Here is a 19562-nt window from a genome sequence, read left to right as displayed (position 1 = left end):
GGCACCCGGCCGGTCAGCCCGGCGGGCGCACCCGCGACCGGTAGTGGTCGGCCACCACCCGCGCCATCGCGCCGATCCGGTCCGCGACCACGACCTTGCCGGAGAAGTAGACGTGGCCGCGGGCTTGGTCGTACCCGGCGGCGAGGTCGATGTGCCGGGAGAGTTCCGCCGGGTCCTGCCAGGCCGCGGGCTGGGCCGGGTCGCCGGCCTTGTAGAGCGCCTCGCCGATGAAGAGATCGACGCCCGTGCCCCGTACCACGTCGTTCCACCAGGGCAGCAGCACGGCGTAGTCGGCGGCGGCGAACCCGATGTTCCAGTAGAGCTGCGGGCAGATGTAGTCGATCCAGCCCTTCTTGATCCAGCCGCGGGTGTCCGCGTACAGGTCGTCGTAGGTCTGTACGCCCGCCGCGGTCTTCGAGCCGAGCGGGTCGGTCGAGGCGTTGCGCCACACTCCGAACGGGCTGATGCCGAACCGGACGGCGGGCTTGACCGCCTTGATCCGCTCGGCGGTCTCCTGCACCAGTTTGTCGATGTTGGCACGCCGCCAGGCCGCCTTGTTCGCGAAGCCCGCACCGTACTTCTTGTACGCGGCCCCGTCCGCGAAGGACTGCCCGGCCACCGGGTACGGGTAGAAGTAGTCGTCCCAGTGGACCGCGTCGATGTCGTAGCGGCGGACCGCGTCGAGCATCGCGTCCTGGACGAAGCTCCGGACCTCGGGCAGGCCCGGGTTGTAGTAGAGCTTCCCGCCGTACGACAGAGCCCAGTCGGGGTGCACTCTCGCGGGATGGGTGGCGGCCAGCCGGGAGCGGTCGGTGTGGTTCGCGACCCGGTACGGGTTGAACCATGCGTGCAGTTCCAGGCCGCGGCTGTGCGCCTCCCGCACCGCGGTGCCCAGCGGGTCCCAGCCGGGGTCCTTGCCCTGGACGCCGGTGAGGCACTTGGCCCACGGCTCGTACTGCGAGGGCCACAGCGCGTCGGCGGACGGGCGGACCTGGAGGATCACGGCGTTCAGCCGCCGGTCGACGGCCTCGTCGAGGTAGGCGATCAGCTCGGCCCGCTGCGCGGAGGCGGACAGTCCCGGTTTCGAGGGCCAGTCGAGGTTGTCGACCGTTCCCACCCACATGCCCCGCAGCTCCCGCCGCAGCGCGTCGCGGGATCTCCCCACCCGGTCCGCGCGCCCCTCGCCCGGCGGGACCGCGGCGGCCTCATCGGTCACGGTTGCCGAGGCCACCACCGCCGCCACCGTCCCGGCCGAACCGGCCACAAAGCTCCTTCTGGCGATTTGCCGCATTTCTTCGCACCTGCCGTCTCTCTGTCCTCGTCCGGATCCCCGGAATCAGGGGCCAGGGCTGAGCATGCACGCCCCGGCCCGCGATCCCGTGGAGGGCGCGGAGTAACGTCGTGGGGTCGAGGCGGAGCCCGGAACCGAACGGAAGCCGCCGCACGGAGAACAGTGAAAGGCACGAGGTGACGGACTCTATGGCGGACATCGCACGCGTCGGAGTGGTCGGCTGCGGCCAGATGGGCGCAGGCATCGCGGAGGTGTGTGCCCGCAGCGGCCTCGATGTCAGAGTGGCCGAGACCACCGGCGAGGCGCTGGAGATCGGCCGCACCCGGCTCTACAACTCCCTCTCGAAGGCCGCCGAACGCGGCAAGATCACCGAGGAGGAACGCGACGAGACCCTCGGCCGCCTCACCTTCACCACCGACCTCGGTGAGTTCGCCGACCGCGATCTCGTCATCGAGGCCGTCGTGGAGAACGAGCAGGTCAAGACCGAGATCTTCCAGGTGCTGGACCAGGTGGTGACCCGGCAGGACGCGATCCTCGCCTCCAACACCTCCTCGATCCCGCTGGTGAAGCTGGCCGTCGCGACCTCGCGCCCCGACCAGGTCATCGGCATCCACTTCTTCAACCCGGCTCCGGTGCAGAAGCTCGTCGAGCTCATCCCCGCGCTGACCACGTCGGACGAGACGGTCAAGCGTGCCGAGGCCGTGGTGCAGGACATACTCGGCAAGCACCCGATCCGCGCCCAGGACCGGTCCGGCTTCGTCGTCAACGCGCTGCTGATTCCGTACCTGCTCTCCGCGATCCGGATGTTCGAGTCGGGAATCGCCAGCCGCGAGGACATCGACAACGGCATGGAGATGGGCTGCGCCCACCCGATGGGCCCGCTCAAGCTCGCCGATCTGATCGGGCTGGACACCGTGGCCTCGGTCGCCGACTCGATGTACGCCGAGTACAAGGAGCCGCTGTACGCCGCTCCCCCGCTGCTCCAGCGCATGGTGGACGCGGGCCGGCTCGGCCGGAAGACCGGCTCGGGCTTCTACCCGTACGCCTGACATCGCTCACCCGCGGGGGCGAGGGGCCGGCCGGCCCCTCGCCCCCGCGGACCTGTTCAGCCCAGCCGTAAGTGGTGCAGCATCATGAGCCCGGCCGCCATGCCCGCGGCCGGCACCTCACCGCGGGTGATCATGTCGGGCACCAGCTTGAGCGGTATCCACTCGCGGCGCGAGGACTCGAAGGCGTCGCTGGGGTCGCCGGTCCAGTCGGCCTGCTCGCCCCAGTAGAAGTGGTGCCGGGCGTCGGTGAGCCCGTTCGACGGTTCCACGGTCAGCAGCGGGCGCAGCACTCCGGGGCGCCACCCGGTCTCCTCCTCCATCTCCCGGGCGGCCGCCGCGGCCAGGCCCTCACCGTCCTCGACCACGCCCGCGGCGAGTTCCCAGCCCCAGCTGTCGGTGATGAACCGGTGCCGCCAGAGCAGCAGGACCTCGTTCGCCTCGTTGACGACGGTGGCCGCGGCGACGGGGCGGAGCCGGATGACGTAGTGGTCGAGGTGGTCGCCGTCGGGAAGCACGACATCGGCCAGATTGACCCGGAACCAGCGATTCTCGTACACAGTCTGTTCGTTCAGATTCGTCCACTGCACAGTTCTGCCACCTTCTGACTAGTAGGTGGCCATATCGCAGCAGACCGGCGCTCACAGCGGTACGCGCAGCGATCCGTCGATGAGCTCCGCGGCCCGTTCCGCGTCGGTGCTGCCGCTCGCGACCAGGTGCTCGCGCACCGAGCGCAGCCGGTCGCGCAGCCGCTGCGACTCCATGCCCCTGGCCCGTTCGGCCATCTCGGCGGCCGTGACCGCCGCCCGGTCGGCCTCGCCCTGCCGCAGCTCGATGGTGGTCAGCATGGCGAGCCGGTGGACCCGGCCCCGGTCGTGCGCGGGCGTCCGCACCGCGGCCGTCGCGTGCTCCCTGGCGGCGGACAGATCCCCGAGGCTGAGCAGCGCCTCCGCCGCCTGGACGTTGACCAGGCCCGGCTGGACGTACCCCGTCTCGTCCGGCTCCTGGCCCGGCCGGATGCGCTCGGCCTCGGACTCGGCGCGGCGGATGGACTTCAGGGCGCTGCCCCCGTCGCCGAGATGGGCGTACGCCTTGGCCTGCATCGCGTGCAGATCGGCCGCGAGCGCGGGCGTGATGTCGCTTCCGGCGGCCCGCAGCGCCGCCTCGGCGAAGGCGACGGACTGCCGGTAGTCGGCCAGGAACAGCGACTGGTTGACCAGCAGCGCGATCACATAGCCGCCGAGCCCGCGGTCCCCGCTCGCCTTGGCCAGCCGCAGCGCCTGGTGGAAGTAGCGCTGGGCGAGCCCGTGCGCGTCGGAGTCGTAGGCGCAGATGCCGGCGACGGCCACCAGCCCGCCCGTCGCACGGTGCAGTTGACGCCCCATCGCATCGCTGTAGCCGCCGCGCAGCAGCGGCGCGGTCTCGGCGTTGAGGAAGCCGACGATGCGCGAACGCGTCGCGATACCGCCCGCCCTGCGGTACATCAGTTCGTAGTGAGCGCGGGCGGCGCGCAGTGTCGCTATGTCGGCCATGCTGACCCGGGTCGGCCCGGTGCGGGACACATCCGCGTCCTCCGGCGGGTTCTCCCACTCCCACACGGGCATCACCGCGGTGGTCCCGGTGACGGCCGGGGCGGCGACGACGTGCGGGCGCTGCTGTTCGTCGGAGCGCCACAACGCGGTGGCCCGTTCGACGAAACCGGTGAGCGAGCAGCCCTGCGCGGGCGGATGGCCGCCTTGGCCCGCCAGGCCGATGTCATCGAGCGAGACGGCCCTGCGCAGGCGGTCGCCGAGCACCTCGCAGATCAGGTCGGGCACCTGGCCGCGCGGCCGCTGGCCCTTCAGCCAGCGGGCGACGGCGGTGTGTTCGTACCGCAGGCACAGCCCCCGGCCGCGGCCGGCCTGATTGACGTGCGCGGCGAGCCCTGCCCGGGAGACACCCGCCTCGTCGATCAGAGCCTCTAGCAGAGTGTTGGGCTCCATTGCCCCCATTGCCCCCTCCGGTGGGTCGCCACGCCTGAACGTGTCGCCCCAGTGGAGCACGATTCACACGGGGTGTGAACGGAATGCCCGAACCGTCCCGCTGCGCACTCTGTTGCGCCGGTCGGTCACTGGCTTGACTGAGTCCCTCGCAAGAGGCGGCCGGGTCGTCTGCTCCCCCTCGTACAGCACGACGACCCGCACCCGCGCCGTCCGCTCTGCCGACCTGCCCGACACACTCCGCGGCAGCGCGGACGGCGCCGGATCGCACGACCCACTGCCCACTGATCGGAGGGTGGCTGCGGGGTCGGCCGGGCACCGGGTTCCCCCGGACCCGGTCAGGGTCCGCGTGCGGTCCTCCGCCTCCGGGCGAGCACACAGGAGGGGCGTATCCGATGGCCGGATACGCCCCTCCTCTCTGTGCGTGGACCCGCGTGCGGCGTTACGCGCCGCGCAGCACCGCGCCCGTGCGCTCGGCGGCCAGCGCCACCGCGGCGTCCCGGGCGGCGGTGGCCTCGTCGACGGTCAGCGTGCGGTCCGCGGCACGGAACCGCAGCGCGTACGCCAGGGACTTGTGGCCCCCGCCGATCTGCTCACCCGTGAAGACATCGAACAGCCGCAGCGATTCGAGGAGTTCGCCCGCGCCCTCGCGGAGCGCCTGCTCCACCTCGGCGGCGGGGACGTCCTCGGCGACGACCAGCGCGACGTCCTGGGTCGCCACCGGGAAGGTGGAGATCCGGGGTGCCTGGAGGGCGCCGTCGACGGCCTGCTCCAGGACGTCGAGCTCGACCTCCGCCGCGCAGGTGCGCTCGGGCAGGTGGAGCTCCTTGATGACGCGCGGGTGCAGTTCACCGGCGTGCCCGAACAGGGTCTCCTCGCCGTCGACCGTGACGTACAGCGCGGCGCAGCGGCCCGGGTGCCACGGGGCGTGCTGCTCGGCGCGGACGGTGAGCTCGACACCCGCCTCACGGGCGATGGCGCGGGCGGCCTCGACGGAGTCCGCCCAGCCGGCCGGGCGGCCCTTGCCCCACCAGCCGGCCTGCTCGCGGGCGCCCGCGAGGACGACGGCGGCGCGGCGCGGCTGACGCGGCAGCGTGGCGTCGAGCGAGGCGATCTCCTCGTCGGAGGGACGCCGGTCGACGGGCAGCCGGACCGGCTTGGTCCCCTGGCCGGTGAGTGGGGTCTCCCCTGCTCGAACGGAGCTGAGAGCTTGGGGAATGAAGACGAGACCGGTCTCGAAGAGCGCGAGGTCGTGGCTGCCGCGGCCGTCGTTGCGCCGCAGCGCGCCGAGGAGGCCCGGCAGCAGCGTGGTGCGCAGCGACGGCTCCTCGTCGGAGAGCGGGTTGACGAGCCTGACCGTACGGCGGCGGTCGTCGTCCGCGTCCAGGCCCAGCTGGTCCAGGACCGCCTCGCCGGTGAACGGGTAGTTCAGCGCCTCGACGTAGCCGGCGCCGGCGAGCGCCCGGCCGATCCTGCGGTGCAGCCGCTGGCGGTCGGTGAGCCCGCGGCCGGACGGCGGCGTCGGGAGCGTGGACGGGAGGTTCTCGTAGCCCTCCAGCCGGATGACCTCTTCGGCAAGGTCGTTCGGCTCGTTGAGGTCGGGCCGCCAGGACGGCGCCGTGACGAGCAGCTCGTCCTGTCCGTAGACGTCGCAGCCGACCTCCTGGAGGCGGCGCACGACGGTCTCGCGGCCGTAGCTGACACCGGCCACCTTGTCGGGGTGGTCTGCCGCCATCGAGATGGTGCGCGGTCCGGACGGGGCGGTCACCTCGGTGACGCCCGCCTCGGCCGTGCCACCGGCGAGCAGCACCAGCAGATCGACGGTGCGCTGCGCCGCCGCGGCCGCGGCCTGCGGGTCGACGCCGCGCTCGAAGCGCTTGGACGCCTCGGAGGACAGCTTGTGGCGGCGCGCGGTGCGGGCGATCGAGATCGCGTCGAAGTGCGCGGCCTCGATGACCACCTCGGTGCTGTGGGCGCCTTCGGCGGCGTCCGCGATCTCCGTGTTGGCCCCGCCCATGACACCCGCCAGACCGATCGGCCCGCGGTTGTCGGTGATGACGAGGTCGGCCGCGTCCAGGACGCGGACGGTGCCGTCGAGGGTGGTGAGCTTCTCGCCCTGCTCGGCGCGGCGCACCCCGATCGGACCGTCGATACGGGTCCGGTCGTAGGCGTGCAGCGGCTGGCCGAGTTCGAGCATCACGTAGTTGGTGACGTCGACCGCGAGCGAGATCGGCCGCATCCCGGCCTTCTGGAGCCGGCGCTGCATCCAGATCGGGGAGCGGGCCTCGGGCTGCAGGCCGACCACGGTGCGCGCGGTGAAGCGGGAGCAGCCGACCGGGTCGGCGACCTGTACCGGGTAGCCGTACGCGTTCGGCGCGGGCACGTCCAGCAGGGCCGGGTCGCGCAGCGGCAGGCCGTAGGCGATGGCGGTCTCACGGGCGACACCGCGCATCGAGAGGCAGTAGCCGCGGTCGGGCGTGACGGCGATGTCGAGGACCTCGTCGACGAGCTGGAGCAGCTCGATCGCGTCGGTGGCGACCTCGTGCTCCGGCGGCAGCACGATGATGCCGTGGGTGCCGTCGTCGCCCATGCCGAGCTCGTCGGTGGAGCAGATCATGCCGTGCGAGGTCTTGCCGTACGTCTTGCGCGCGGCGATCGCGAAGTCACCGGGCAGCACGGCGCCGGGCAGGACCACGACGACCTTGTCGCCGACGGCGAAGTTACGGGCTCCGCAGACGATCTCCTGCGGCTCGCCGGTGCCGTTGGCCGTGCCGACGTCCACCGTGCAGAAGCGGATGGGCTTCTTGAAGCCCTCCAGCTCCTCGATGGTCAGCACCTGTCCGACGACCAGCGGGCCCTTGAGGCCGGCGCCGATCTGCTCGACCGTCTCGACCTCCAGGCCGACGGCGACGAGCTTGGCCTGTACGTCACGGCCGGTCTCGGTGGGCGGCAGGTCGACGTACTCCCGCAGCCAGGAAAGCGGGACGCGCATCAGATCTCCATCCCGAAGGGCCGGGTGAACCGGACGTCACCCTCGACCATGTCTCGCATGTCTTCTACGTTGTGGCGGAACATCAGCATCCGCTCGATGCCGAACCCGAAGGCGAATCCGCTGTACTTCTCGGGGTCGACGCCGCAGGCGATGAGCACCTTGGGGTTGACCATGCCGCAGCCGCCGAGCTCGATCCAGCCCTCGCTGCCGCAGGTGCGGCAGGGGCGGTCCGGGTTGCCGACGGACTCGCCGCGGCAGACGTAGCAGACCATGTCCATCTCGGCGGACGGCTCGGTGAACGGGAAGAAGTTCGGCCGCAGCCGGGTCTTCATGTCCGGGCCGAAGAGCGCCTGGACCATGTGGTCGAGGGTGCCCTTCAGGTCGGCCATGGTGAGGCCCTCGTCGACGGCGAGCAGCTCGATCTGGTGGAAGACCGGGGTGTGCGTCGCGTCCAGCTCGTCGGTCCGGTAGACCCGGCCGGGGCAGACCACGTAGACGGGGGGCTCGCGGTCGAGCAGCGTGCGGGCCTGGACCGGCGAGGTGTGGGTGCGCAGGACGACACCGGACTCGTCGTTCTTCGCGCCGTCGGCGCCCTCGACGAAGAAGGTGTCCTGCATCTGCCGGGCCGGATGGTCGGGCACGAAGTTCAGGGCGTCGAAGTTGAACCACTCGGCCTCGGCCTCGGGGCCCTCGGCCACCTCGTAGCCCATGGCCACGAAGACGTCGGCGACGCGCTCCATGATCGTCGTCAGCGGGTGGCGGGCGCCGGCCGGGGTGCGGTCGTACGGCAGCGTGACGTCCACCGCCTCCTCGACCAGGACCCGGGCGTCCCGCTCGGCCTCCAGCTCCGCCTGGCGGGCGGCGAGCGCCCTGCCCACGGCGGCGCGGGCCTGGCCCACACGCTTGCCCGCCTCGGCCTTGGCCTGCGGCGGCAGCGCGCCGATCTCGCGGTTGGCGAGCGACAGGGGCGAGGTACCTCCGGTGTGCGCGGTCTTCGCCTGGGCGAGCGCGTCGAGGTCGCCCGCGGCGGCGAAGGCGGCGAACGCCTCGTCCCGGATGCGCTCGATCTCTTCCGGTTTCAGTGCCTCGACCTCGACTGGGTCGTACGACTTGTTCGGTGCCGACATCTCTTCCCGTACTTCCGATTGGCTGGTACTGCGCTTACCGGGGGATACCCCCGGACCCCCGCGGCCCCGCTCGACGCCTGGAGGACACAAAGGTGCCAATGGTCGAGTCTAAGGGTCACAGGATGTATGGGGCGCCCGTGGGCCGCTCACGCCAGGTAGGCAGGCGTGCTCACGGGCAGGATAAATCGGAACTCGGCGCCGCCGCCGGGGCCGCGGCCGACCGTGATCGTGCCGCCGTGCGCCTCGACGATGCCCTTGACGATATAAAGGCCCAGGCCCGTGCCGCCGCGCTTGCTCCCCCGCCAGAAGCGGGTGAAGACACGGCCCATCGACTCCTCGGGGATGCCGCTGCCTTCGTCGCTCACGGTGACGGCCGTTCCCTTCTCGTCGCTCTTGGCCGGTGCGGGTGCCACCTCGATGGTGACGGTTCCCTCGCCGTGGCGCACCGCGTTTTCCAGCAGATTGCCGAGTACCTGGTCGACCTTGTCCGGGTCGGCCCAGACGGCGGGCAGCGGCTGGCAGGTGCGGACGAGGAAACGGTCCGGCGCCTGGCCGTTGGCGGTGAGCGCCTGGATGTGGCGCTCCACCGCGGCCGAGAGGTCGACGGGCTGGCGGCGCAGCTCAAGGCGCCCCGAGTCGATCCGGGAGATGTCGAGCAGCTCCGTGATCAGCCGGGTGACACGGTTGGCGTCGGCGTAGACGGTCTCCAGCATCAGCCGTTTCTGGTCGTCCGTGAACCGCTCCCACTTGGCCAGCAGCGTGGCCGTGAAGCCCTTGACGGAGGTCAGCGGCGAGCGCAGCTCGTGGGCGACGGTGGCGATCAGTTCGGCATGGCTGCGCTCGGTACGGCGGCGGGCCTCGGTGCCGCGCAGGCTGATCACCAGCCGGCGGACGGGCCCGGTCGGGCTCTCGCGTACGTAGCGTGCGGAGACGAGGACTTCGCGGCCGCCGGGCAGCAGCAGATTCCGTTCGGGCTGGCCGACCCGGGTGGTGAGGCCGCCGTAGGGGTCGGTCAGCTCCCACCAGCGGCGGCCCTTGAGGTCCTCCAGCGGCAGCGCGTGCTCCAGCGGGCGGCCGAGGGCGGCGGCCCGGGGCATGGCGGTGATCCGTGCGGCGGCGGCGTTGAAGCAGATGATCCGGCCGGTCCCGTCCGCGACGACGAGACCGTCGGGAAGGTCGTCGGGATCCAGACACTGGCCACCGGGCCCGATGTCCGGGACGGACACGCCCTCCGGGTCCGCGGCGGCGCGCACGACGGCCGCGTGTGTCGTCTGCGGTCCGCTCATGCCGACAGCCATATTCCCGTACCCCACCTCTCGAACCGGTGCAGTGGGCCCCCGAGTTCGTCACCCTACTAGTCGTCGGTGACGGAGCGACACCCTGCGGGTCCCTCCGCCGGGGCGCGCGTGTTCGGCGGGTGTCAGCCGGCGCTGCGGCGCGGGCGCTGGGCGCGCGCGGAGGCGTACAGGCAGACAGCGGCGGCGGTCGCGAGGTTGAGGCTCTCCGCCTTGCCGTGGATCGGCACCCGCACGACGGCGTCTGCCAGGGCCCGGGTCTCCTCCGGCAGGCCCCATGCCTCGTTGCCGAAGACCCAGGCGGTGGGGCCGCCCATGGTGCCGGCGTCGAGTTCGTCGTCGAGGTCGTCCTCGCCCGCGCCGTCGGCTGCGAGGATCCGTGACCCCGCGTCCCGCAGCCCCCGCACGGCCTGCTCCACCGGCACGCCGACGGCGACCGGCAGGTGGAAGAGCGAACCGACCGACGCGCGCACGGACTTGGGGTTGTAGAGGTCCACGGAGGCGTCGGTGAGGACGACCGCGTCGGCGCCCGCGGCGTCGGCGCAGCGCAGCACGGTACCGGCGTTCCCGGGGTCCCGGACGTTCGCCAGGACGGCGACGAGGGCGGGGCGCGCGGCGAGGATCGACTCGAAGGGCGAGTCGAGGAAGCGGCAGACGCCGATCAGTCCCTGCGGGGTCACGGTCTGCGACACATCGGCGAGCACCTCGCTGTCGGCGAGATGCACCCGGGCGCCGGCCGCGAGGGCGGCGTCGATGATGGACTCGTAGCGCTCGGCGGCCTCGACGGTGGCGAAGAGCTCGACGAGGGTCGCCTCGCCGTCGCTGCCGCGGTGCTCCGCGGCCTCGCGCACGGCCTGTGGCCCCTCGGCGATGAACCTGCGCTCCTTGCCGCGGAAGTTGCGCCTGGCCAGCCGCCGGGCGGCGGCGACCCGTGGCGATCGCGGGGAGATCAGTTCGGGGGTGCCCATGGTCGGCGGCGAGCCTCTCTGCGTTACGAAGGTCCGGGTCGTGCGGCGCACCGGACGGGGGTGCGCGGGGTGCAACGCACCGGACCCGCAGACGGCGAGCGCCTGCGGGTCCGGCTCAAAACCAGGAAGTGCGGCCCTGAATCAGGCGGCCTTCGGGGCGTTGACGTCGCTCGGGAGGGCCTTCTGGGCCACCTCGACGAGGGCGGCGAACGCGTTGGCGTCGTTGACCGCGAGCTCGGCCAGGATCTTGCGGTCCACCTCGATGTTGGCGGCGTTCAGACCCTGGATGAGACGGTTGTACGTCATGCCGTTCTGGCGGGCAGCGGCGTTGATGCGCTGGATCCACAGCCGACGGAAGTCGCCCTTGCGCTTCTTGCGGTCGTTGTAGTTGTAGACCAGGGAGTGGGTGACCTGCTCCTTGGCCTTGCGGTACAGGCGCGAGCGCTGGCCGCGGTAACCGCTGGCGGCCTCGAGAATTGCCCGGCGCTTCTTGTGGGCGTTGACTGCCCGCTTGACGCGTGCCACTTGTTAACTCCTTGTAGCGGGGCCGTGGTCGTACTCACACGGCCCGGAAACGAATTGGTCCCGGTCTGATCGAGGGCGCGTCCCCGGGTTCACCGGCGACGACGGCCTCACTTGCCGAGAAGCTTCTTGATCTTCTTGGCGTCGGCCGGAGCCACGACGACCGTGCCGGTCAGCGAGCGGGTCTTCTTGGACGACTTGTGCTCGAGCAGGTGGCGCTTGCCGGCCCTCTCTCGGAGCACCTTGCCGGAGCCGGTGATCTTGAAGCGCTTGCTGGCACCGCTGTGCGTCTTGTTCTTCGGCATCGCGCCGTTCTCTCCTCGTCAGTGGCGCCCCTCCCGGTGCGGGCACCGGGCTGCAGGGACGTCAGATCTTTGGTGGGATTCCGGGAGGACCCGGGGGCGCCTGGATGGCAGCCCCCGGAGGTCACGCCTCGGAGGGTGTCTCGGCCGGAGCCTCGGAGGACGCTTCGGCCGGAGCCTCGGCAGCCTCGTCCGCAGCCTCGGCGTCCGGGGTGTAACCCTGACGCTCCGCCTTGCGGGCGGCCTGGGCCTCGCGGGCCTCGGCCATGGCTTCGGTCTTCTTCTTGTGCGGGCCAAGAACCATGATCATGTTCCGGCCGTCCTGCTTCGGGTTGGACTCGATGAAGCCGAGTTCCTCCACGTCCGAAGCGAGACGCTGGAGCAGTCGGAAGCCCAGCTCGGGGCGGGACTGCTCACGACCACGGAACATGATCGTGATCTTGACCTTGTCGCCCTGCTTGAGGAACCGGACGACGTGACCCTTCTTGGTGTCATAGTCGTGCGGGTCGATCTTCGGCCGGAGCTTCATCTCCTTGATGACCGTGTGCGCCTGGTTCTTGCGCGCCTCACGGGCCTTCATGGCCGACTCGTACTTGAACTTCCCGTAGTCCATGAGCTTGCACACGGGCGGACGGGCGGTAGCCGCCACCTCGACCAGGTCGAGGTCGTACTCCTGTGCAAGTTCCAGGGCCTTGGCAAGCGGGACAATCCCGACCTGCTCGCCGCTGGGACCGACAAGTCGCACCTCGGGTACGCGAATCCGGTCGTTGATGCGGGGCTCGGCGCTGATGGATCCTCCTCGGTAGCACCACGCGGCCGCCTGGCGGACAGCCACGTAACGTCTGTTTCGACAGACCAACCGTGCAGAGGCAAGAAAAATGCCCCGGACGGGACACAGGCGGGGCTCCTGGAAAACCGGAACACCGCCGCGGTCAACCGCGGGGCGCATCGAGTGGCTCCATCGTCCGTACGGAACGATGGGCGCCACCTGACCGGTGACCCGCCGTCCTGGGGACGGTCAGGTGGGAGATCGGAGCCTCCACTTGTGGGCCGAGCACATAGGTACCCAGCCGGTCGTTACACAAGGTTAGCAGCTCGCCCGGGGTGGTGCGAACCTCGCGCACGGGCCCGTGACTCCTGAGGTCAGCGGTGCGGCTCCCGGGGAAAAGGGCACCGGGCCCTGGGCCTATCGTATGGGGCATGAGCGACGCGACCCCCACCACTGATTCCCCCGGCTTCGACGAAATGGCCCGCGACATCGCGGAGGTGCCGGCGGTCGAGGTGATCGTGACGGTCGCGGTCAACCTGATGAGCGCCGCCGCCGTGAAGCTCGGGCTGACCGAGGACGGCGACGAGCACAAGGACCTCGACGAGGCCCGCAAGCTGGTCCACGCACTGGCAGGCCTGCTGGACGCGAGCACCACCGAGATCAGCTCCTTCCACGCGGCACCGCTGCGCGACGGCCTGAAGTCGCTGCAGCTGGCGTTCCGCGAGGCCTCGCTCGTACCGGACGAGCCGGGCCAGGGCCCCGGTGAGAAGTACACCGGACCGGTCTTCGGCTGAGCCGCCCCTCCCCTCTCCCTCTTGACGCCGTGAGCCCCCGCCCGTTCGGGCGGGGGCTCACGGCGTGAGGGCGTTCAGGTTCTCCGAGGCCTTGGTGCGCGTCGGGCCAGTGGGGTGATCAGCGCGTGAAAAGGGCGTCACCCGGTGCGTTCGCGTCGGCCGGGAGCAGCGCCAGGTCCAGGCCGCGGACCAGCCGGGCCCGCAGCACCTCACTGGCCGCCAGCGACTGCGCGACCCGGCCCGCCGCCTCGGCGGCGTCGGCGTCCGCCGCCAGCACCAGGGCCAGGGTGCCGTCGGCACGGCCCGGACCGAGGTGGGCGCGGAGCACCGCGGGTTCGGCGGCGACGGCGTCCCGTACCGCCGAGGTGACGGCGGGGTCGTCCAGCGGGTCGGCGCTGGTACGGCCCTCGGCGAGGGCCAGCAGCGCGGAGCCGGTCACCTCGAAGGCCACCGGACCGGCGAGGTCGAGCACCACCGTGTCCGCCTTCTCGTGCACGGCGGCCTGAAGTGCCTGGTGCAGGGGTACGGCGACGGGGCGGGCCTGCGGGTCCCAGCGGGCCAGCGAGGCGGTGGAGGTGAAGGCGGGCAGCGCACGACGGTCGCCTGCCTGGAGGGTGGGGACGGCCATATCGCTCGTCTTCTCCCGGCGCAGCCCGCCCCCCCGTCTCCCGTCACCACCCGTGCCGGACGCTGCGCGGCTCGCCTCGTCGTCCTTCTCCAGTTCACCGAGGACGGCCACCACGGGGACCAGCAGACGGGCCCCCCTGAGCGCTTCGAGAACCGGGCCGACGGCCTTGCGGTTCTCGGCCCAGGCGGCCAGGGCCGCGGTCAGGGCGGGGTCGGCCGTGCCGTCGTCGTCGGAGTATCCGGGGTCCGGAATGTTCTTCTGCGCCACAGGGCGAGCGTAGTACCTGGTCGTTCTCGTGCGGCCGACAGGTCGGACCCGGCCGGTTCCGGCTGCGGTTCCCAGGCTCTTTCGTTTGCAGGGGTCCGCGTCAGCGGCGCGGGAACAGCGCCCGGCCGTTGCGGCCGCGCCACAGCACCACGGCCAGCGCGAGCAGGAGTGCGCCGAGGCCGCCCGCCGTCGGGGCGAGCCAGCCCGCGGGGCCGTCGTCCTCGCGGGGCGGGGTGGGGCCGGGGCCGAAGTACTGCTTGCGGTAGCCGGCCGCGGTGGAGTCCGAGCGCAGGCCGGCGGGGCGGAGCCTGCCGCCCGCCTTGATGGCCGCCGCCGGGTCGACGATGCCGTAGCCCCGGGCGTCGTCCCTGCCGCCCGACGGGGAGCTGCGCGCGGTGTCCGTGAGGAGCTTCTTGATCTGAGCGGGCGGGAGACCGGGGTGGGCGGCTCGGACCAGCGCGACCGCGCCGGAGACGAACGCGGAGGCTGCCGAGGTGCCCCACTCCACGTAGTACTGCCGGTCGGGGGCGGGGACGACGATGTCGACCCCGGGGGCGCTCACGGCGGCGTACCAGCGGCGGGTGGAGAACGAAGCGTGTGTGCCGTACCGGTCGACGGCGGCGACCGCGATCACTCCGGGGTAGGCGGCCGGGTACGAGATGTGGTCGCCCTTCTCGCCCCCGTTACCGGACGAAGCGACGACGACCGCGCCCTTCTTCAGCGCGTACTGGACGGCGGCGTCCTCACCGGGCTCCGGGTGGGCGGATTCGCTGTCGTCGCCCAGGGAGAGGTTGATGACGTCGGCGCCGTGGTCGGCGGCCCAGCGGATGCCGTCGGCGAGGGCCGTGCCGCGAGACTTGCGGGCCTTGGCGCGGGACGGGTCGGTCGCCTCCAGGATGACCCGGACCGGGAGGATCTTCGCCTGCGGTGCGATGCCGAGCACCCCGTCTGCGTTGTCGGCCCCGTGGCCCCGGCCCGCGATGATCCCGGCCATCGCGGTGCCGTGCCGTGCCCACGACCGGTCGCCGCGTCCGGCGCCGAAGCCGATCATGTCCTTGCCGGGCAGGACCTGGCCCGCCAGATCGGGCAGGCTGCCGTCCACCCCGGTGTCGACGACGGCGACGGTGATCCCCTTGCCCCGGGTGGTCTGCCAGGCCCGGTCGGTGTGGAGCGCGTCCAGGCCCCACTGCTGGGCCCGGATGGTGTCCGCCCGCGCCGGTGACGCGGGCAGCAGCGCGAACGCGGTGACGGCGCAGACCGCGCCGATGACGCGGCGGTGGCGGGCCCGGCGGGTCGCTCCGGTCACTCGGGTCACTCCGGCTTCTGCGTGAGGTCGGTGACGGTCCTGCGCAGACCGCGCTCGACCCGGTCGGCCAGCCCCTTGGCCTCGTGGCCGAGCCCGGCCTGGGCGGCGGCGGTCGTGGCGTTCGGGGCCATGGCCTTGGCGGCGGGCTGCGGTGCGGTGACCGTCCGCCCGTCGGCGAAGCCGGAGACCGCGAACACCACGACGGGCACCTCGGCCAGTACGTGCACGGTCCAGCTGGCGCGCTGCCTGTCGCCGAATCCCGCGGCGGGGCTGTTCTTGACGGGATACGCGCGGGGCATCAGGTCGGAGCGCCCGTCGAGGTGCTCATCGGTGAACCGGGTGCTCAGCGCCCGCATGGCATCGGTGTCCCCCTCGGTGAAGAGCAGTCCGACCGTGGTGACGCTGCTGGACGTCGCGTCCGCGTAGGTGGCGCGCAGCAGCCGGGCGCAGCCGGCCGGGCGCAGCGTCTTGAGCAGCAGCGGGTCGAGCGCGGTCGTGCAGCCGCTGTCCGGGGCGACGGCGAGCCTGGTCCAGACCCGGTCGGAGCCGCCCGGTCCCGCGCCGTCCCCCATGAGGGTGCGCGGGAAGAGGGTGTCCACGGGCACGCTGTGCCAGGCGGCTCGGCCCACCGTGTAGGTGCTGTGGGCCGCCGGATCGGCCGAGGAGTCGCTGATCAGCCAGCTGCCGGTGGCGGCCCCGCCGATCAGCCCGAGCCCGAGCACGACGCAGACGGCGGCGGCCGCGGTCCTGAAGGGGTGCCGGGTCCGCACGGGTCGGAGCCTGGTGGTGGTCTCGGCCGGTGTCTCGGCCGGGGGGTGGCTGTGCGGTGGCCGGTAGGCGGGCGGAGCGGCGGGGCCGCCGGGCCACGAGGGCGGTGCGCCGAGGTCCACGGCGCCCACCGGGCGGCGCCGGGTCGCCGCGGGCGGCGTTCCGGGGCGCGGCGGGAAGGCCGGAGCGGCGGGGGTCCCTGACGGGTGCGGCGGGGCGGGTGGCACGGGTGGCACGGGGCGGAGCCGGGCGGTGGCCTCCGCGGCGGGCGGCTCCACCGGGGGCGCCTTTGTCGCGGCCGGCTCCGCGGCGGGCGGCTCGGACGCGTGTGCGGCAGGTCCGGGAGGCGTGGATACCCGGCAGTCCGGCGGGTTGGTCGGGCGTGGCGGAACAGGAGCGCGCTGCGCCTCGGTACCCATCCGCCCCCCTGGTCCGTTTTGTACCGCACGCGGATCGCAGCCACAGGCAGGCTCGTTGCTCGCCGCGTGACCGTCACTCTACGGGCTGGGGCGCCCCGGATGGGAGCGGGCCGCCGAGCCCCGGACCGATCTGCGCAGATCATCCCCCTACCCAGCGGTACAGGTGTCTGGCAAGCTGCGGCCATGACTGCCCGCGCCGCTGACCGGACCCGCTACAACCGGGCCACCGCCCATCTCGATGCCCCGATCGCCGTCGTCGATCTGGAGGCGTTCGACGCCAACGCCGACGACCTGGTCCGCCGTGCGGCGGGGAAGCCGATCCGGGTCGCGAGCAAATCGGTGCGCTGCCGCGCCCTTTTGGAGCGGGTGCTCGCACGGCCCGGTTTCGCCGGGATCATGTCGTTCACGCTGGCGGAGTCGCTCTGGCTGGCGCGGGCCGGATTCGAGGACGTGCTGCTGGCCTACCCGTCGGCCGACCGGTCGGCCTTCGCGGAACTCGCCGCAGACCCGAAACTGGCCGCCGCCGTGACGGTGATGGTGGACGACCACGCGCAGCTGGAGCTGATCGACGCGGCGCGCGCCGGGGGCACCGAGGAGATCCGGGTCTGTCTGGAGCTGGACACCTCGCTGCGGATGCTCGGCGGCAGGGTCAGGATCGGGGCGCTGCGTTCGCCGCTGCGCTCCCCCGCCCAGCTGGCCGAGCTGGCACGGTCCGTGGCCCGCAGGCCCGGCTTCCGGCTGGTGGGGCTGATGGCGTACGAGGGCCATATCGCCGGGGTCGGCGACTCGGTCGCGGGGCGGCCGCTGCGCTCCCGGGCGATCCGGCTGATGCAGGCCGCGGGGCGCCGGGAACTGGCGGCCCGGCGGGCCGAGGTGGTGCGGGCGGTACGGGCGGTGGCGCCGGACCTGGAGTTCGTGAACGGCGGCGGCACCGGCAGCGTGCAGCACACCGCCGCGGAGCACGCGGTGACGGAGATCGCGGCCGGTTCGGGGCTCTACGTACCGCGGCTGTTCGACAACTACACCTCGTTCACGGCCCGTCCGGCGGCCCTGTTCGCTCAGCCGGTGGTGCGCCGCCCCGGGGTGGGCGTGGTGACGGTGCTCGGTGGCGGCTACCCGGCGTCCGGTGCGGCCGGTCCGGACCGGCTGCCGGTCCCGTACCTGCCGGAGGGGCTGCGTTACGACCCGCAGGAGGGACCCGGTGAGGTGCAGACCCCGCTGCTCGGCGCCCCGGCGGACGATCTGCTGATCGGCGACAAGGTGTGGTTCCGGCACGCGAAGGCCGGCGAGCTGTGCGAGCGGTTCGACGAGTTGCAGCTCATCGAGGGGGACCGGGTGACGGCGACGGTACCGACGTACCGGGGCGAGGGCCGCACCTTCCTCTGAGCGGACCGGCGGCCGGCGTCAGGGGGCGACCGAGCTGCCGACGCCGCCGCTCGTCTCGCTGTCGCCGATCGGCCGGATGCCCTTGGCGAGGGTGTCCATGAGGGAGAGCGGGGGCCCGTCGGGGCCGGCGTCGAAGGCGTGGCACACGACGACGAGCGACTCGCTGCCGACGGTCGAGGGGAAGACGAGCGACTGCACGTAGCCGCCGGGGCCCTTGCCGGTGACGACCCGCCAGCGCACTTGGTATCCGGTGCCCCGGCCACGCTCACCGAGGCGGCGGCGATCTGCTTGTGGGACGTGACGCCGCCGTGGATACGGGTACCGACGGCGTTCTCCCCGTACGCGCCCTTCGCGACTCCTGCTATGTCGTCCTTGGCGAGCTTCTCGGCGGAGCCGGTGGTGCGCATCGTGAGCATCTGCTCCACGGTGCTGTCGGGCTTCTCCCAGCCGTCGGGGATCGGCAGGGTGATGCCGTTGAGCTGGTCGACGAGCACCGTGGGGTCGCCGTCGTCCGGCGAGGGGCTGTCGTCGGGCGTGCCGTCGGTACCGGTGGCCGCGGGCGGCGGCGCGGCGCTGCTCGACCGGGCCTGCGGCCGCTTTCCGCCGTCGTCCCTGCCGAGCAGTACGGCTCCGGTCACCGCCGCACCGACGACCACCGCACCGGCCACCACCAGTGCGATGATCCGGCCGCTTCCGCTTCCGCTTCCGCCCCCGCCGGGCCCGGCGGGGGCAGCGGGCTGCACGGGGCCCGACTGCTGTGTCGCGGGAGCGTAAGGGCCGGTGTGGGCGGTCCACGCCGTGCCGTCCCACCACCGCTCGTTGCCCGGTGCGGCCGTGTCCGGATACCGGCCGGGCGGTGTCGCGTTGCTCATCGCCCCATTCCAGGCCGTGCCCTGGAAGGGCCGCCCGCCCCTACAGGGGGGTGACGTAGGCGCCGGAGATGCCGCCGTCGACGAGGAAGTCGGTGGCGTTGACGAAGGAGGAGTCGTCGCTCGCCAGGAAGGCGACGGCGGCCGCGATCTCGGTCGCCTCGGCGAACCGGCCGAGCGGGATGTGCACCAGCCTGCGGGCCGCGCGCTCAGGGTCCTTGGCGAACAGCTCCCGGAGCAGCGGGGTGTTGACCGGCCCCGGGCACAGCGCGTTGACCCGGATCCCCTCGCGGGCGAACTGGACGCCCAGTTCCCGGGACATCGCGAGCACCCCGCCCTTGGAGGCGGTGTACGAGATCTGCGAGGTCGCCGCGCCCATCCTGGCCACGAACGAGGCGGTGTTGATGATCGAGCCCCGTCCCTGGCGCCGCATGTAGGGCAGGGCCGCCTTGCAGCACAGGTAGACGGAGGTGAGGTTGACGTCCTGGACGCGTTTCCAGGCCTCCAGGCCCGTGGTGAGGATGGAGTCGTCGTCGGGCGGCGAGATGCCGGCGTTGTTGAAGGCGATGTCGACGGAGCCGTAGGTGTCGTGCGCCGCCTTGAACAGGGCCTCGACCTGTCCGGGATCGGTCACGTCGACGCGTACGAAGGTGCCGCCGACCGCTTCGGCGGCCGCCTTGCCCGCGGTCTCGTCGATGTCGCCGCAGACCACACGCGCGCCCTCGGAGGCGAGCCGGTGGGCGGTGGCGAGGCCGATGCCGCTGGCGGCGCCGGTGATGACGGCGGTGCGGCCGACGAGGCGGCGGCAGATGTTCTCGGTGTCCGTGGTCATAC

At 72.4% G+C, this 19562-nt stretch carries 19 protein-coding genes and 1 pseudogene; 4 read left to right on the top strand and 16 right to left on the bottom strand.

Features of this window, described 5'->3' with window-relative positions:
* Positions 1-13: 13 nt before the first annotated feature.
* The gene (locus OG322_RS31575) at positions 14-1291 is read right to left on the bottom strand and encodes a glycoside hydrolase family 10 protein (RefSeq protein WP_443066567.1); all 1278 of its coding nucleotides are present in this window, start codon (positions 1289-1291) and stop codon (positions 14-16) included.
* A 188-nt stretch (positions 1292-1479) separates the two neighbouring features.
* Here OG322_RS31575 and OG322_RS31570 point away from each other — a divergent pair, with 188 nt between their 5' ends.
* Positions 1480-2340, top strand: a complete 861-nt coding sequence (locus OG322_RS31570) for a 3-hydroxybutyryl-CoA dehydrogenase (protein WP_123468575.1) — start codon at positions 1480-1482, stop codon at positions 2338-2340.
* Positions 2341-2396: 56 nt separating this feature from the next.
* Here the strand turns inward: OG322_RS31570 and OG322_RS31565 are convergent, their stop codons facing one another.
* The 9 genes from OG322_RS31565 to infC form a co-directional block, all read right to left on the bottom strand.
* Positions 2397-2927 carry an NUDIX domain-containing protein gene (locus OG322_RS31565; protein ID WP_123468577.1) on the bottom strand — a complete coding sequence of 177 codons (531 nt, stop codon included), beginning with the start codon at positions 2925-2927 and terminating at the stop codon, positions 2397-2399.
* A 51-nt stretch (positions 2928-2978) separates the two neighbouring features.
* On the bottom strand, positions 2979-4319 hold the full coding sequence (locus OG322_RS31560) for a transcriptional regulator (RefSeq protein WP_123468579.1): 1341 nt from the start codon (positions 4317-4319) through the stop codon (positions 2979-2981).
* 439 nt (positions 4320-4758) lie between these two features.
* The gene (gene pheT, locus OG322_RS31555; protein ID WP_329307292.1) at positions 4759-7308 is read right to left on the bottom strand and encodes a phenylalanine--tRNA ligase subunit beta; all 2550 of its coding nucleotides are present in this window, start codon (positions 7306-7308) and stop codon (positions 4759-4761) included.
* Positions 7308-8435 carry a phenylalanine--tRNA ligase subunit alpha gene (gene pheS / locus OG322_RS31550; RefSeq protein WP_123468582.1) on the bottom strand — a complete coding sequence of 376 codons (1128 nt, stop codon included), beginning with the start codon at positions 8433-8435 and terminating at the stop codon, positions 7308-7310. The genes pheT and pheS overlap by 1 nt, the downstream gene beginning before the upstream one ends.
* Positions 8436-8581: 146 nt before the next feature.
* Positions 8582-9733, bottom strand: coding sequence for a sensor histidine kinase (locus OG322_RS31545; RefSeq protein ID WP_329307291.1), 1152 nt, complete (start codon positions 9731-9733; stop codon positions 8582-8584).
* Positions 9734-9855: 122 nt separating this feature from the next.
* Positions 9856-10698: a TrmH family RNA methyltransferase gene (locus tag OG322_RS31540; protein ID WP_306091491.1), complete on the bottom strand. Its 843-nt coding sequence runs from the start codon at positions 10696-10698 to the stop codon at positions 9856-9858.
* A 141-nt stretch (positions 10699-10839) separates the two neighbouring features.
* On the bottom strand, positions 10840-11223 hold the full coding sequence (gene rplT, locus OG322_RS31535; protein ID WP_024494113.1) for a 50S ribosomal protein L20: 384 nt from the start codon (positions 11221-11223) through the stop codon (positions 10840-10842).
* 107 nt (positions 11224-11330) lie between these two features.
* Entirely contained in the window at positions 11331-11525 is a 195-nt protein-coding gene (gene rpmI / locus OG322_RS31530; protein WP_003970213.1) for a 50S ribosomal protein L35, read from the bottom strand.
* Positions 11526-11646: 121 nt separating this feature from the next.
* On the bottom strand, positions 11647-12357 hold the full coding sequence (gene infC, locus OG322_RS31525) for a translation initiation factor IF-3 (protein ID WP_221198178.1): 711 nt from the start codon (positions 12355-12357) through the stop codon (positions 11647-11649).
* Positions 12358-12722: 365 nt separating this feature from the next.
* On the opposite strand from infC, the gene OG322_RS31520 reads away from it, so the two are divergent.
* Positions 12723-13085 carry a DUF1844 domain-containing protein gene (locus OG322_RS31520; RefSeq protein WP_123468590.1) on the top strand — a complete coding sequence of 121 codons (363 nt, stop codon included), beginning with the start codon at positions 12723-12725 and terminating at the stop codon, positions 13083-13085.
* A 118-nt stretch (positions 13086-13203) separates the two neighbouring features.
* On the opposite strand, the gene OG322_RS31515 is transcribed toward OG322_RS31520, so the two are convergent.
* From OG322_RS31515 to OG322_RS31505, 3 genes are all read right to left on the bottom strand, one after another.
* A complete protein-coding gene (locus tag OG322_RS31515) occupies positions 13204-13980 on the bottom strand; it encodes an SseB family protein (RefSeq protein WP_124286517.1) in 777 nt (258 codons plus the stop codon).
* 100 nt (positions 13981-14080) lie between these two features.
* Positions 14081-15286: a type VII secretion-associated serine protease mycosin gene (gene mycP / locus OG322_RS31510; RefSeq protein WP_123468594.1), complete on the bottom strand. Its 1206-nt coding sequence runs from the start codon at positions 15284-15286 to the stop codon at positions 14081-14083.
* A gap of 5 nt (positions 15287-15291) precedes the next feature.
* Positions 15292-16185, bottom strand: a complete 894-nt coding sequence (locus tag OG322_RS31505; RefSeq protein ID WP_398913464.1) for a hypothetical protein — start codon at positions 16183-16185, stop codon at positions 15292-15294.
* Positions 16186-16656: 471 nt separating this feature from the next.
* Here OG322_RS31505 and OG322_RS31500 point away from each other — a divergent pair, with 471 nt between their 5' ends.
* Entirely contained in the window at positions 16657-17859 is a 1203-nt protein-coding gene (locus tag OG322_RS31500) for an amino acid deaminase/aldolase (RefSeq protein ID WP_329307290.1), read from the top strand.
* A gap of 18 nt (positions 17860-17877) precedes the next feature.
* Here the strand turns inward: OG322_RS31500 and OG322_RS41695 are convergent, their stop codons facing one another.
* Positions 17878-18099: a hypothetical protein gene (locus tag OG322_RS41695; protein ID WP_398913119.1), complete on the bottom strand. Its 222-nt coding sequence runs from the start codon at positions 18097-18099 to the stop codon at positions 17878-17880.
* Positions 18100-18222: 123 nt separating this feature from the next.
* On the opposite strand from OG322_RS41695, the gene OG322_RS41690 reads away from it, so the two are divergent.
* Positions 18223-18633, top strand: a complete 411-nt coding sequence (locus OG322_RS41690) for a hypothetical protein (protein ID WP_443066605.1) — start codon at positions 18223-18225, stop codon at positions 18631-18633.
* A gap of 26 nt (positions 18634-18659) precedes the next feature.
* Here OG322_RS41690 and OG322_RS41685 read toward each other — a convergent pair.
* Together OG322_RS41685 and OG322_RS31490 are read right to left on the bottom strand one after the other, a co-directional pair.
* Positions 18660-18731: pseudogene (locus OG322_RS41685) on the bottom strand (hypothetical protein); the annotation flags it as partial.
* Positions 18732-18771: 40 nt separating this feature from the next.
* Complete coding sequence (locus OG322_RS31490; RefSeq protein WP_123468598.1) at positions 18772-19560, bottom strand: 3-oxoacyl-ACP reductase; 789 nt, start codon at positions 19558-19560, stop codon at positions 18772-18774.
* Positions 19561-19562: the final 2 nt, after the last annotated feature.

Origin of the sequence: Streptomyces sp. NBC_01260 (assembly GCF_036226405.1) — a bacterium.
GTDB classification, from domain to species: Bacteria; Actinomycetota; Actinomycetes; order Streptomycetales; family Streptomycetaceae; genus Streptomyces; species Streptomyces laculatispora.
The sequence above is the reverse complement of the archived record's forward strand: the minus strand, read 5'-3'. Positions and strand labels throughout refer to the sequence as shown.

Coding starts and splice junctions, on each gene's coding strand:
- OG322_RS31560 (WP_123468579.1), bottom strand. CDS start 4,319: ATGGAGCCCAACACTCTGCTAGAGGCTCTGATCGACGAGGCGGGTGTC.
- OG322_RS41690 (WP_443066605.1), top strand. CDS start 18,223: ATGTCGTCCTTGGCGAGCTTCTCGGCGGAGCCGGTGGTGCGCATCGTG.
- OG322_RS31540 (WP_306091491.1), bottom strand. CDS start 10,698: ATGGGCACCCCCGAACTGATCTCCCCGCGATCGCCACGGGTCGCCGCC.
- OG322_RS31545 (WP_329307291.1), bottom strand. CDS start 9,733: ATGGCTGTCGGCATGAGCGGACCGCAGACGACACACGCGGCCGTCGTG.
- pheT (WP_329307292.1), bottom strand. CDS start 7,308: ATGCGCGTCCCGCTTTCCTGGCTGCGGGAGTACGTCGACCTGCCGCCC.
- pheS (WP_123468582.1), bottom strand. CDS start 8,435: ATGTCGGCACCGAACAAGTCGTACGACCCAGTCGAGGTCGAGGCACTG.
- OG322_RS31500 (WP_329307290.1), top strand. CDS start 16,657: ATGACTGCCCGCGCCGCTGACCGGACCCGCTACAACCGGGCCACCGCC.
- rpmI (WP_003970213.1), bottom strand. CDS start 11,525: ATGCCGAAGAACAAGACGCACAGCGGTGCCAGCAAGCGCTTCAAGATC.
- OG322_RS31575 (WP_443066567.1), bottom strand. CDS start 1,291: ATGCGGCAAATCGCCAGAAGGAGCTTTGTGGCCGGTTCGGCCGGGACG.
- OG322_RS31520 (WP_123468590.1), top strand. CDS start 12,723: ATGAGCGACGCGACCCCCACCACTGATTCCCCCGGCTTCGACGAAATG.
- OG322_RS31570 (WP_123468575.1), top strand. CDS start 1,480: ATGGCGGACATCGCACGCGTCGGAGTGGTCGGCTGCGGCCAGATGGGC.
- OG322_RS31490 (WP_123468598.1), bottom strand. CDS start 19,560: ATGACCACGGACACCGAGAACATCTGCCGCCGCCTCGTCGGCCGCACC.